This is a genomic window from Streptomyces sp. NPDC001157 (assembly GCF_053598255.1).
In genome coordinates, this window is the sequence record NZ_JBSFJW010000011.1 from 187,646 (window position 1) to 199,911 (window position 12,266).

The window sequence follows — 12,266 nt, forward strand, 5'->3', positions numbered from 1 at the left end:
GATGGGCTGTGCCGGAAATGCTCTTTCGGCGCATCATGGAAGGACTCGGGGGTTCGGGGAGGTACTCGTGTCCAATCCGTCGTGGCAGCCCTGGCAGTCGGGGCAGGGGGACTCGCAGCGGGGGCAGGATGTCCCGCAGTCGGGGCAGGACGTACCCCTGCGGCCCTGGCAGCAGGGGCAGCGGGGCGTGCCGCAGGCGTGGCAGGGGGGCTCGCCGCCGGTCCAGGGCTTCTGGCAGGCGCAGACCGCGCCGTCCATGCTCGCCTCCCACGCCGACCGCGAGCGGGCCGTGGACGTGCTGCGGGCGGGGTACGCAGAGGGGCGGCTGGAGAAGGGGGAGTTCGACCGGCGGGTGGCGCGGGCGTACGCGGCTCGTACGGTGGGGGAGCTGGCCCTCCTGGTCGCTGATCTGCCGCAGGGCCCTGTGCCGGTCAATCAGGCCGCTGGGCCCGTGCCCGCGACCTTTCTGCCGGTCCTGCCGCCGACGAACGGCAAGGCGGTCGGCTCCATGGTCTGCGGGATCCTCACGTTCTTCACCGGCGGGCTCACCGGGATCCCCGCGGTCGTCCTCGGTCACTCCGCCCGCAGCGAAATGCAGCGCACCGGCGAGCGCGGCGAGGGCTTCGCCATGACCGGGCTGGTCCTGGGCTGGCTGTCGGTCGCCGGATGGGCGCTGATCATCACGATCCTCGTCGCGGCGGCTCTGGCCTCTGCGTGACACGCGGTGAGCTGCGATGATGTAGCTGTTCGAGGTGTCTGGAACGTGAAATCGAAGATCATGCACGGCGTAGGGTCTTGACATGCTTTGCATGGCGATGCGGGCGCGGCCCATTTGTTTTGACCGCAGCGTATGAGGTAGGTACGCTCAGACCTTGTGCCTGGGGTGTGCCCTGGCTCTCGTGCGTGCCTTCAACCGCATAGCGAGCCGTCATTGGCCACCGTGATCTGCGCCCTTTTCGCTTCGCGGCGAGAGTCTGCCGGATTCGACACACCCGACCGCGTGGGTCGGCGACGTTCCAGGTTAGCTGTACCCATCGGCACACAGAAACCGGAGAAGTAGTGCCTACGATCCAGCAGCTGGTCCGTAAGGGCCGGCAGGACAAGGTCGAGAAGAACAAGACGCCCGCACTCGAGGGTTCCCCTCAGCGTCGTGGCGTCTGCACGCGTGTGTTCACGACCACCCCGAAGAAGCCGAACTCGGCCCTGCGTAAGGTCGCGCGTGTGCGTCTGACCAGCGGGATCGAGGTCACCGCTTACATTCCGGGTGAGGGACACAACCTGCAGGAGCACTCCATCGTGCTCGTGCGCGGCGGCCGTGTGAAGGACCTGCCGGGTGTTCGCTACAAGATCATCCGTGGCTCCCTCGACACCCAGGGTGTCAAGAACCGCAAGCAGGCCCGTTCCCGCTACGGCGCCAAGAAGGAGAAGTAGAAATGCCTCGTAAGGGCCCCGCCCCGAAGCGCCCGGTCATCATCGACCCGGTCTACGGTTCCCCTCTGGTCACGTCGCTCATCAACAAGGTGCTGCTGAACGGCAAGCGCTCCACCGCCGAGCGCATCGTCTACGGCGCCATGGAGGGTCTGCGTGAGAAGACGGGCAACGACCCGATCATCACGCTGAAGCGCGCGCTGGAGAACATCAAGCCGACCCTCGAGGTCAAGTCCCGCCGTGTCGGTGGTGCGACGTACCAGGTTCCGATCGAGGTCAAGCCCGGTCGCGCCAACACGCTCGCGCTGCGCTGGCTGGTCGGTTACTCCCGCGCCCGTCGCGAGAAGACCATGACCGAGCGTCTGCTCAACGAGCTTCTCGACGCCTCCAACGGCCTTGGTGCCGCTGTGAAGAAGCGCGAGGACACGCACAAGATGGCCGAGTCCAACAAGGCCTTCGCGCACTACCGCTGGTAGTCGCTACCCACATCGAGACCGAGAGAAGACTGAAGCCTTATGGCTACCACTTCACTTGACCTGGCCAAGGTCCGCAACATTGGGATCATGGCCCACATCGACGCGGGCAAGACGACCACCACCGAGCGGATCCTGTTCTACACCGGTGTGTCTTACAAGATCGGTGAGGTCCACGACGGCGCTGCCACCATGGACTGGATGGAGCAGGAGCAGGAGCGTGGCATCACGATCACCTCTGCTGCCACCACCTGTCACTGGCCGCTGGAAGACGTCGACCACACCATCAACATCATCGACACGCCGGGCCACGTCGACTTCACCGTCGAGGTGGAGCGTTCCCTGCGCGTGCTCGACGGTGCCGTGACGGTGTTCGACGGCGTCGCCGGCGTTGAGCCCCAGTCCGAGACGGTGTGGCGTCAGGCGGACCGCTACGGCGTCCCCCGCATCTGCTTCGTCAACAAGCTCGACCGGACCGGTGCCGAGTTCCACCGCTGCGTCGACATGATCTCTGACCGCCTCGGCGCTCAGCCGATCGTCATGCAGCTCCCGATCGGTGCCGAGGCCGACTTCAAGGGCGTCGTCGACCTGGTCACGATGAAGGCGTTCGTGTGGTCCGCCGAGGCCACCAAGGGCGAGATGTACGACATCGTCGACATCCCGGCCACGCACGCCGAGGCTGCCGAGGAGTACCGCGGCAAGCTGGTCGAGACCGTCGCCGAGAACGACGAAGAGATCATGGAGCTGTACCTGGAGGGCGAAGAGCCTTCCGTGGAGCAGCTGTACGCCGCGATCCGTCGTATCACCATCGCGTCCGGCAAGTCCCAGGACACCACGGTCACCCCGGTGTTCTGCGGCACCGCGTTCAAGAACAAGGGCGTCCAGCCCCTGCTCGACGCGGTCGTGCGCTACCTCCCCTCCCCGCTCGACGTCGAGGCCATCGAGGGCCACGCCGTGAACGACCCGGAGGAGGTCGTCAAGCGCAAGCCGTCCGACGACGAGCCGCTGTCCGCGCTGGCGTTCAAGATCATGAGCGACCCGCACCTCGGCAAGCTCACCTTCGTCCGGGTCTACTCGGGCCGCCTGGAGTCCGGCACTGCCGTGCTGAACTCCGTCAAGGGCAAGAAGGAGCGCATCGGCAAGATCTACCGCATGCACGCGAACAAGCGTGAGGAGATCGACGCGGTGGGCGCCGGCGACATCATCGCCGTCATGGGTCTGAAGCAGACCACGACCGGTGAGACGCTGTGCGACGACAAGGCCCCGGTGATCCTGGAGTCCATGGACTTCCCGGCGCCGGTCATCCAGGTCGCCATCGAGCCCAAGTCGAAGGGCGACCAGGAGAAGCTGGGCGTCGCGATCCAGCGCCTGGCCGAGGAGGACCCGTCCTTCCAGGTCCACTCGGACGAGGAGACCGGCCAGACCATCATCGGCGGCATGGGTGAGCTGCACCTCGAGGTGCTGGTCGACCGTATGCGCCGTGAGTTCAAGGTCGAGGCCAACGTCGGCAAGCCGCAGGTCGCCTACCGCGAGACGATCCGCAAGGCCGTCGAGCGCGTGGACTACACCCACAAGAAGCAGACCGGTGGTACCGGTCAGTTCGCCAAGGTGCAGATCGCGATCGAGCCCATCGAGGGCGGCGACGCCTCGTACGAGTTCGTGAACAAGGTGACCGGTGGCCGCATCCCGAAGGAGTACATCCCTTCGGTGGACGCCGGTGCGCAGGAGGCCATGCAGTTCGGCATCCTCGCGGGCTACGAGATGACGGGCGTCCGCGTCACGCTCATCGACGGTGGCTACCACGAGGTCGACTCCTCCGAGCTCGCCTTCAAGATCGCCGGCTCGCAGGCCTTCAAGGAGGCCGCGCGCAAGGCCAGCCCCGTGCTGCTCGAGCCGATGATGGCCGTCGAGGTCACCACGCCCGAGGACTACATGGGTGAGGTCATCGGCGACATCAACTCCCGCCGTGGCCAGATCCAGGCCATGGAGGAGCGGGCCGGTGCCCGCGTCGTGAAGGGCCTCGTGCCCCTCTCGGAGATGTTCGGCTACGTCGGCGACCTGCGCAGCAAGACGTCCGGCCGTGCGAGCTACTCCATGCAGTTCGACTCCTACGCCGAGGTTCCGCGGAACGTCGCCGAGGAGATCATCGCGAAGGCCAAGGGCGAGTAACGCACCTGCGTTTAACGCACTGCGTTCACACGCCTTAGGCTTGACCCTGGAGCCTCACGGGTCGTTCCTCCACATTCGTGGCGGAATGGCCCAGGGCCCGGGATTTGACAGCAAAGATCACCTGGCGCCGTTGAAGTAAGGCGTACAGAACCACTCCACAGGAGGACCCCAGTGGCGAAGGCGAAGTTCGAGCGGACTAAGCCGCACGTCAACATCGGCACCATCGGTCACATCGACCACGGTAAGACGACCCTCACGGCCGCCATTACCAAGGTGCTGCACGACGCGTTCCCGGACCTGAACGAGGCCTCGGCGTTCGACCAGATCGACAAGGCTCCCGAGGAGCGCCAGCGCGGTATCACCATCTCCATCGCGCACGTCGAGTACCAGACGGAGACCCGTCACTACGCCCACGTCGACTGCCCCGGTCACGCGGACTACATCAAGAACATGATCACGGGTGCGGCGCAGATGGACGGCGCCATCCTCGTTGTCGCCGCCACCGACGGCCCGATGCCGCAGACCAAGGAGCACGTGCTCCTGGCCCGCCAGGTCGGCGTTCCGTACATCGTCGTCGCCCTGAACAAGGCCGACATGGTGGACGACGAGGAGATCCTGGAGCTCGTCGAGCTCGAGGTCCGTGAGCTGCTCTCCGAGTACGAGTTCCCGGGCGACGACGTTCCGGTCGTCAAGGTCTCCGCGCTCAAGGCGCTCGAGGGCGACAAGGAGTGGGGCCAGTCGGTCCTGGACCTGATGGCCGCCGTCGACACCGCGATCCCGGAGCCGGAGCGCGACGTCGACAAGCCGTTCCTGATGCCGATCGAGGACGTCTTCACGATCACCGGTCGCGGTACGGTCGTCACCGGCCGTATCGAGCGTGGTGTCCTGAAGGTCAACGAGACCGTCGACATCATCGGCATCAAGACCGAGAAGACCACCACCACGGTCACCGGCATCGAGATGTTCCGCAAGCTGCTCGACGAGGGTCAGGCCGGTGAGAACGTCGGTCTGCTGCTCCGCGGCATCAAGCGCGAGGACGTCGAGCGCGGCCAGGTCATCATCAAGCCGGGCTCGGTCACCCCGCACACCGAGTTCGAGGCGCAGGCCTACATCCTGTCCAAGGACGAGGGTGGCCGTCACACGCCGTTCTTCAACAACTACCGTCCGCAGTTCTACTTCCGTACGACTGACGTGACCGGTGTTGTGACCCTCCCCGAGGGCACCGAGATGGTCATGCCCGGCGACAACACTGAGATGAAGGTCGAGCTCATCCAGCCCATCGCCATGGAAGAGGGCCTGAAGTTCGCCATCCGTGAGGGTGGCCGGACCGTGGGCGCCGGCCAGGTCACCAAGATCAACAAGTGAGCTTGCTGATCTGACCTGGTAGCTCCAGCGCGAGCTCCTGAAGGGGCCCGTACGACTTCGGTCGTACGGGCCCCTTCGCTTGCCTCCGCGCCTGCCCCGCCGTCCGGGGGCGACGGTCGCACGGTGAAGTCTCGGCGAACCTTGCAGGACCTCTCGTGGAGGGTTGGGCCAACTCCCCGTTTCCGATGCCCCGAATGTTCTTGTCTGCTCACTGCGGGGCGGTGATGACCCCCTAGCGTGAGGGGTCGGAACAGGCAAGACACAGGGATGGTCGTTGATGTCCACGATGGTCGACCGGCCGACGCAACAGCTGCGGACGGTGCAGGTACGCCGTCAGGCGGCCCCACTCCGCCGCGAGCGTCCCCGCCTGTACGCCATCGACGGCATCCGTCTCGTCGCCGCCCTCATGGTGGCCGTGCACCACTACGTCGGCAGCTGGCGCGTCGACCAGCCGGGCAACGCCATCTGGGGCCGGCCGGTGTCCGACACCATGCCGACGGTCTTCCACTTCGCCGCCTACGGCTGGATCGGCGTCGAGATCTTCTTCGTGATCAGCGGCTTCGTGATCTGCATGTCCTGCTGGGGGCGCACCCCGCGGGACTTCTTCGTCTCCCGGGTGATCCGCCTGTACCCGGCCTACTGGTTCGGGATCGCCTTCACCACGGCCGTGCTGGTGGTGGCGCCGGGGCCGGGGATCTGGGACCGGCTGAAGCTGCGCGACATCCTGCTCAACTTCACGATGCTGCAGTCGGGTTCGGGCGTGGAGAATGTCGACCGCGTCTACTGGACGCTCTGGTCGGAGCTGCGCTTCTATCTGCTCTTCATGGTCGTCGTCGCCACCGGGCTGACGTACCGCAAGGTCGTGATCTTCTGCTGTGTGTGGGGTGCGGCCGCGATGCTCGCCCCGGTCTCGGAGTTCCACCTCATGACGCTGGCCGCCGACCCGGAGGGCGCCTGGTTCTTCATCGCGGGCCTTGCCCTCTACCTCATGCACCGCTTCGGCCAGGACCTGCTGCTGTGGGGAATCCTCGGGATGGCGTGGCTGATGGGGCAGCGGCAGCTGGGCCTGAGGATCGACGGCACCGAGCATGTCTCCGGGTGGCGGGGGAGCGTGGTGATCTACACCGTGTTCCTGCTCGTGATGGTCGCGATCGCGCTCGGTGCGACGGATCGCGTCCGGTGGAAGTGGCTGGTCACGGCGGGGAGCCTGACGTATCCGCTGTATCTGATCCACTACGTGGCCGGAACGACGGTGATCGGGCAGCTTCGGGACGCCATGGATCCGCGGTTGCTGGTTGCCGTTGTCATCGGCGGGTTTCTGGTGCTGAGTTGGGTTGTGCATCGGGTGGTGGAGCGGCCTGTGGCGCGGGTGCTGAAGCGGGGGCTGGATATGTCGTTTGCGCGGTTGCGCACGGTGTAGCTCCGCAGGGGTGCCGCGATGGGGCGTCGGTCGGCTGCAGGCCGGTGGGGGCTGGTCGCGCAGTTCCCCGCGCCCCTTGAGGGACGCTGCCGCACCGAAGCGGATTCCGCGCACCCTGATCAGCGGTCCAGTTCGTTCACCGCTCGGTCGAATGCCGAGTCCCTGTCCTGTGCGAACTCTTCCTTTGTGAAGACCGGCTCGGTGAGCTGGGGTGGGATGCCCGTGCCGTCGAAGGTGTGGCCCTCGTGGGTCAGGAACTCCTCGTTGGGGAGCCAGGCGGTCATGCCGTTCGGGAGCTTGCGGGACATGACGTCCGAGAAGACGCCCTGTGTGGGTTGGCCGATGCGTGTCGTCCTGCCCGGGCGGTCCAGGAGGGCCTGGGTGAAGGTCTCACCCGCGCTCACCGTGGAGCCGCCGGTCAGGACGGCGACGGGGCCGGTGTAGCGGGGCGCGTGGGCGGGGACCACGTGTACGGGCTCGGGGCGGGTGTGGTGGGTCGGGTCGGCCGGGTCGTTGCGGGCGCGCTTGGCGTAGGCGATGTACGGGCGGTCGGTGAGGCGCTCTGCGATGTGGATGCCGAGGGCGTCGGAGCCGCCGCCGTTGATGCGCAGGTCGATGATCAGGCCCGGCAGGCGCCGGGTGCGCTCCGCGGTGAGGACGGTGTCGAGCGCCTTGTCGAGCTCGGCAAGGTTGGCCGCGTACGAGCCGTGGTCGGCGGTCGTGTAGCCGCCGAAGCCGGAGATGCGCAGGTAGCCGGGGCCGTTGTCGGGCAGGTCGGCGTAGGTGATGCGCCCGGCAGCGAAGTCCCGCCGGTAGGGAGCCCGAGCGAGATCGCGCTTGACGGTGAACTCCTTGACCCTGGCGTCCAGTTGTTCCGTGGGTGCCTCGGTGCCGGGGCGGGCCTGGGCGAAGACGTGGTCGCCGTCCTGTACGGCGACATGGGCGTCGTGGAGCGGGGCGACCATCCGGCTGAAGACGTCGAAGAGCCGAGAGCGGCTCGTGTCCTTGTGGATCCACGGGCGGTAGCGGTCGCGTACCGCGTGCCAGTCGATGCCCTTGGCGGCGAAGAACGGGTAGTTCTCCTCGAAGGACTGCCAGAAGACGTCGAAGGCAGTACGGGGGTCCCTGGGCGTCGGCCGGGTGCACCGTCCGGGCAGTGCCGCGATCCGATGCAGCTGACGGTGGCCCACGGAACTGTCCGCCGAAAGCCGGGCGTGATCCTGGTCCCGGCCCCCGCGTACGGTCAGCACGACGCCGTCCGCCGCGTACGTCCCCGGGCCGGTCTGCCGCGCGGTGTCGCCCTTGAGGCAGCTCACCGCGGTGGTCTGGTACTCCTGGTAGACCCCGTGGCCGAGGGCGAGGACGGTGCCGTAGCCGTCCATGCGCCACAGGCCGTCCGTAGTGGATGTGCCGGCGTCGGCCGCGGTGGCCGGTGCGGCTCCCGCCGCCAGGGTCAGGATGACGGCGGTGGCCGTGACGATGCGCACGAGTGGTCCCTCCGGTGGCTGCGGGCTGTGTCACCACCGTGGCCGGAGCGGCTTCCCCCGGACCATCCGGCAAGCCGGTGTATCGGGGTGGGGGAAGCCCCAGGGGAGTCAGAAGCCCCTGGTCACGGCGTCACAGCAGCGGGAGCCGTTGGTGCCCGTCCAGAACTGGTCGGCCGTCGGCGTCACCGACGGTCTTGTCGTTCGAGCCGGCCCAGCCGCAGGCCGGTGTCGCGGTTGTACGCCGTTGCCGTGCGCTCGACGGTGAGGCCGTGGACGTGCCAGTGGTTCGCGTTCAGCCCGAGCCCGCGGTTCGACGAACTCTCGCTCTGTGCAGAGAAGTTGAGCACCGGGGTGTCGCCCGGTAGGCGGACAGGGTGGTGCGGGCGCCCGCGGTGCCGTTGTTGCCGGCCGGGATCGTGATCGGCGACGAGTACTGCGTGCCGGACAGCGCGACGAGCGCGCCGGACGGCAGGCTGACACACGCGATGCGCTTGCTATGGACGCGTCAACAGTTGGGTGCTTGGTTCGTGTTCATGGAGATGAACGCGAGAGGGGCTCCGGACAGGGTTCGTCCCGGGGGCGTCCGCGGCGCGTCAAGGGTGCGGGTTTGACCTGCGTCACCCCGGGGGTATTCTCTCCGGCTCGATTGGCCAGGCCCCTGCCCCGTATGGCAGACTGTCGGAGTTGCTCGGTCGAGTGTTGATGCTGCGCGCCTCCCGCCGGGAGGACCGGAAGCGAGTCCCACAGTACTCGTCGCCCTAACTGCCGTAAGGCAGCACTGGGGCGGACGTACGGGAATCTTCCGGGAAGTGTCAGTGCGGCACTGGCCAGGCACCCGGGTGAACCTCTTTCCCAGGCAAGGGATGTTCGAACAAGGGACATCTGTGTCAGTGAAAGCGCGACACGCCCGACCGCGTGGGTCGGCGAGGAGCGTGGAGGACCGGGTTCCAGAGCGTGAAGAGACAAAGGACTACTGAGTAGCCATGGCGGGACAGAAGATCCGCATCCGGCTCAAGGCCTACGACCACGAGGTCATCGACTCCTCGGCGAAGAAGATCGTCGAGACGGTGACCCGTACTGGTGCGTCGGTCGCGGGCCCGGTGCCGCTGCCCACTGAGAAGAACGTGTACTGCGTCATCAAGTCGCCGCACAAGTACAAGGACTCGCGCGAGCACTTCGAGATGCGCACGCACAAGCGCCTGATCGACATCCTCGACCCGACGCCCAAGACCGTTGACTCTCTGATGCGACTCGACCTCCCGGCCGGTGTCGACATCGAGATCAAGCTCTGAGGGTCGGTGATCTGAGAATGGCTAAGCAGATCAAGGGCATCCTGGGCGAGAAGCTCGGCATGACGCAGGTGTGGGACGAGAACAACCGTGTTGTTCCGGTCACCGTCGTCAAGGCCGGCCCGAACGTCGTCACCCAGGTGCGTACGAACGACAGCGACGGCTACGAGTCGGTTCAGATCGCCTTCGGCGAGATCGACCCGCGCAAGGTGAACAAGCCCCTCAAGGGCCACTTCGCCAAGGCCGACGTCACCCCCCGCCGCCACCTCGTCGAGATCCGTACCGCTGACGCCAGCGAGTACACCCTCGGCCAGGAGATCACCGCCGAGGTGTTCGAGGCCGGCGTCAAGGTCGACGTCACCGGCAAGAGCAAGGGCAAGGGCTTCGCCGGTGTCATGAAGCGCCACAACTTCGGTGGCCTCGGCGCCGGTCACGGCACCCAGCGCAAGCACCGCTCTCCCGGTTCCATCGGTGGCTGCGCCACCCCGGGCCGTGTGTTCAAGGGCCTCCGCATGGCGGGTCGCATGGGCAACGAGCGGGTCACCACCCAGAACCTGACCGTCCACGCCGTTGACGCGGAGAAGGGCCTGCTGCTCATCAAGGGCGCGGTTCCTGGTCCGAACGGCGGCCTCGTCCTGGTCCGCACCGCGGCCAAGGGGGCCTGAGGTAACCGATGAGCACTGTTGACATCCTTTCGCCGGCGGGCGACAAGGCCGGTTCCGTCGAGCTCCCCGCGGAGATCTTCGACGTCGAGAAGGTCAGCATCCCGCTGATCCACCAGGTCGTCGTCGCGCAGCTGGCCGCGGCCCGTCAGGGCACGCACAAGACCAAGACCCGTGGCGAGGTTCGCGGTGGCGGCAAGAAGCCGTACCGCCAGAAGGGCACCGGCCGCGCCCGTCAGGGCTCGACCCGCGCCCCGCAGTTCGCCGGTGGTGGCGTCGTGCACGGTCCCGTGCCGCGTGACTACTCGCAGCGGACCCCGAAGAAGATGAAGGCTGCCGCGCTGCGTCACGCCCTCACCGACCGGGCCCGCCACAACCGCATCCACGTCGTCTCCGGCGTCGTCGAGGGTGAGAACCCGTCGACGAAGGCCGCCCGGACGCTGTTCGGCAAGATCTCGGAGCGGAAGAACCTGCTCCTGGTCGTCGAGCGCGCCGACGAGGCCGCGTGGCTGTCCGCCCGCAACCTGCCCCAGGTCCACATCCTGGAGCCGGGCCAGCTGAACACGTACGACGTTCTCGTCTCGGACGACGTGGTCTTCACCCAGGCCGCTTTCGAGTCCTTCGTGTCTGGCCCCAAGGCCGCTGACACCGAAGGGAGCGAAGCCTGATGGCTACGCGTCACCCGAGCATTGCCTCCAAGGCTGCCAAGGCCGCCAAGGCCGCGCGCGTCGCCAAGGCGCGCCGCCACGCCGCCGAGGGCAAGAACACCGTCGAGACCCCGCTGAGCAAGTCGTACACGGACCCCCGTGACGTGCTGCTCAAGCCGGTCGTCTCCGAGAAGAGCTACGCGCTTCTCGACGAGAACAAGTACACGTTCATCGTCGACCCGAGTGCCAACAAGACCCAGATCAAGCAGGCCGTCCAGGCGGTCTTCTCGGTCAAGGTCACCGGGGTCAACACGATCAACCGCATCGGCAAGCGCAAGCGGACCCGCACCGGCTTCGGCCAGCGTGCGGCCACCAAGCGCGCGATCGTGACCCTCGCCGAGGGCGACCGTATCGACATCTTCGGCGGTCCGACCGCGTAAGCGGGTCGGATCGTCCGATATCGGACGAGGACTGAGAAATGGGAATCCGCAAGTACAAGCCGACTACGCCGGGCCGCCGTGGCTCCAGCGTCGCCGACTTCGTCGAGGTCACGCGGTCCACGCCGGAGAAGTCGCTGGTCCGCCCGCTGCACAGCAAGGGCGGCCGTAACAACGCCGGTCGTGTGACCGTTCGCCACCAGGGTGGCGGACACAAGCGCGCCTACCGAGTGATCGACTTCCGTCGTCACGACAAGGACGGCGTGCCGGCGAAGGTCGCGCACATCGAGTACGACCCCAACCGCACCGCGCGCATCGCGCTGCTCCACTACGCGGACGGCGAGAAGCGCTACATCCTGGCGCCGAAGGGTCTGACCCAGGGCGACCGGATCGAGAACGGTCCGGGCGCCGACATCAAGCCCGGCAACAACCTGGCGCTGCGCAACATCCCGGTCGGTACGACGATCCACTCCGTGGAGCTTCGTCCGGGCGGCGGTGCCAAGTTCGCCCGCTCCGCCGGTGCCTCCGTGCAGCTGCTCGCGAAGGAGGGCTCGATGGCCCACCTCCGCATGCCGTCCGGTGAGATCCGCCTGGTCGACCAGCGCTGCCGCGCCACGGTCGGCGAGGTCGGCAACGCCGAGCAGAGCAACATCAACTGGGGCAAGGCCGGCCGCAAGCGCTGGCTGGGCGTCCGCCCGACCGTTCGCGGTGTGGCGATGAACCCGGTTGACCACCCCCACGGTGGTGGTGAGGGCAAGACCTCCGGTGGTCGCCACCCGGTCAGCCCCTGGGGTCAGAAGGAAGGTCGTACTCGTTCGCCCAAGAAGGCGTCGAACAAGTACATCGTCCGCCGCCGCAAGACGAACAAGAAGCGCTAGGAGCGGGTTTA

Annotated in this window: 13 protein-coding genes; 11 read left to right on the top strand and 2 right to left on the bottom strand. The window is 67.0% G+C overall.

Annotated features, from left to right (window positions below; translation table 11 throughout):
- Nucleotides 1-67: 67 nt before the first annotated feature.
- The 6 genes from ACWDAG_RS21680 to ACWDAG_RS21705 all read left to right on the top strand — a co-directional run bounded on the left by ACWDAG_RS21680 (nt 68) and on the right by ACWDAG_RS21705 (nt 6,855).
- Nucleotides 68-718 (top strand): DUF1707 and DUF4190 domain-containing protein, encoded by a 651-nt coding sequence (locus ACWDAG_RS21680; protein WP_450697213.1) that lies wholly within the window; start codon nt 68-70, stop codon nt 716-718.
- A gap of 341 nt (nt 719-1,059) precedes the next feature.
- Nucleotides 1,060-1,431 carry a 30S ribosomal protein S12 gene (gene rpsL / locus ACWDAG_RS21685; protein ID WP_003948652.1) on the top strand — a complete coding sequence of 124 codons (372 nt, stop codon included), beginning with the start codon at nt 1,060-1,062 and terminating at the stop codon, nt 1,429-1,431.
- Between the two features lie 2 nt (nt 1,432-1,433).
- Nucleotides 1,434-1,904, top strand: coding sequence for a 30S ribosomal protein S7 (gene rpsG, locus ACWDAG_RS21690; RefSeq protein WP_003992340.1), 471 nt, complete (start codon nt 1,434-1,436; stop codon nt 1,902-1,904).
- Nucleotides 1,905-1,943: 39 nt separating this feature from the next.
- Nucleotides 1,944-4,070 carry an elongation factor G gene (gene fusA, locus ACWDAG_RS21695; protein WP_450697214.1) on the top strand — a complete coding sequence of 709 codons (2,127 nt, stop codon included), beginning with the start codon at nt 1,944-1,946 and terminating at the stop codon, nt 4,068-4,070.
- 171 nt (nt 4,071-4,241) lie between these two features.
- Nucleotides 4,242-5,435, top strand: a complete 1,194-nt coding sequence (tuf, locus tag ACWDAG_RS21700; RefSeq protein ID WP_115906452.1) for an elongation factor Tu — start codon at nt 4,242-4,244, stop codon at nt 5,433-5,435.
- 277 nt (nt 5,436-5,712) lie between these two features.
- Nucleotides 5,713-6,855 (top strand): acyltransferase family protein, encoded by a 1,143-nt coding sequence (locus ACWDAG_RS21705; protein ID WP_450697215.1) that lies wholly within the window; start codon nt 5,713-5,715, stop codon nt 6,853-6,855.
- A gap of 119 nt (nt 6,856-6,974) precedes the next feature.
- Here the strand turns inward: ACWDAG_RS21705 and ACWDAG_RS21710 are convergent, their stop codons facing one another.
- Nucleotides 6,975-8,342 (bottom strand): S41 family peptidase, encoded by a 1,368-nt coding sequence (locus tag ACWDAG_RS21710; RefSeq protein WP_450697216.1) that lies wholly within the window; start codon nt 8,340-8,342, stop codon nt 6,975-6,977.
- A gap of 182 nt (nt 8,343-8,524) precedes the next feature.
- A complete protein-coding gene (locus tag ACWDAG_RS21715; RefSeq protein WP_450697217.1) occupies nt 8,525-8,689 on the bottom strand; it encodes a hypothetical protein in 165 nt (54 codons plus the stop codon).
- Between the two features lie 636 nt (nt 8,690-9,325).
- Between ACWDAG_RS21715 and rpsJ the strand changes: the two genes are divergently transcribed.
- The 5 genes from rpsJ to rplB are packed head-to-tail and all read left to right on the top strand — an operon-like array spanning nt 9,326 to nt 12,255.
- On the top strand, nt 9,326-9,634 hold the full coding sequence (gene rpsJ / locus ACWDAG_RS21720; RefSeq protein WP_003948644.1) for a 30S ribosomal protein S10: 309 nt from the start codon (nt 9,326-9,328) through the stop codon (nt 9,632-9,634).
- Nucleotides 9,635-9,651: 17 nt separating this feature from the next.
- On the top strand, nt 9,652-10,296 hold the full coding sequence (rplC, locus tag ACWDAG_RS21725) for a 50S ribosomal protein L3 (protein ID WP_189933353.1): 645 nt from the start codon (nt 9,652-9,654) through the stop codon (nt 10,294-10,296).
- A gap of 8 nt (nt 10,297-10,304) precedes the next feature.
- Nucleotides 10,305-10,961 (top strand): 50S ribosomal protein L4, encoded by a 657-nt coding sequence (rplD, locus tag ACWDAG_RS21730; RefSeq protein WP_266958977.1) that lies wholly within the window; start codon nt 10,305-10,307, stop codon nt 10,959-10,961.
- Nucleotides 10,961-11,380 carry a 50S ribosomal protein L23 gene (gene rplW / locus ACWDAG_RS21735; RefSeq protein ID WP_099930777.1) on the top strand — a complete coding sequence of 140 codons (420 nt, stop codon included), beginning with the start codon at nt 10,961-10,963 and terminating at the stop codon, nt 11,378-11,380. Before rplD ends, rplW begins: the two co-directional genes overlap by 1 nt.
- Before the next feature lie 38 nt (nt 11,381-11,418).
- On the top strand, nt 11,419-12,255 hold the full coding sequence (gene rplB / locus ACWDAG_RS21740) for a 50S ribosomal protein L2 (RefSeq protein WP_115906448.1): 837 nt from the start codon (nt 11,419-11,421) through the stop codon (nt 12,253-12,255).
- Nucleotides 12,256-12,266 lie beyond the last annotated feature (11 nt).